At 41.4% G+C, this 273-nt stretch carries 1 pseudogene; it reads right to left on the reverse strand.

Annotated features, from left to right (window positions below):
- Positions 1-273: pseudogene (locus AB4486_RS27955) on the reverse strand (methyl-accepting chemotaxis protein); the annotation flags it as partial.

Here is a 273-nt window from a genome sequence, read left to right on the forward strand (position 1 = left end):
GGCTTAGCTTATTAAGCTCTTCAACGAAGCTTTCAATTTTATGCATGTTCTTAGCAATACTCTGAATCAAGGCATTTTGCTCAACAGAAGAACCTGAGATATCGTTATTGAAACGACTCACGGTTTCCATCTGTTCCGTTAGTTTCGCTAGCATGTTTACCGCTTGGACAACTTGAGCACGAGTCATCTCGCAATTGCTCTTCGTTAACTCAATCGATTTGACCAAGCCATCCGATTTAGATTGCAACCCAGATAACGCCTCTTCTATTTCAG

It is taken from the genome of Vibrio sp. 10N.222.55.C6, from assembly GCF_041473395.1.
Classification (GTDB): domain Bacteria; phylum Pseudomonadota; class Gammaproteobacteria; order Enterobacterales; family Vibrionaceae; genus Vibrio; species Vibrio crassostreae_C.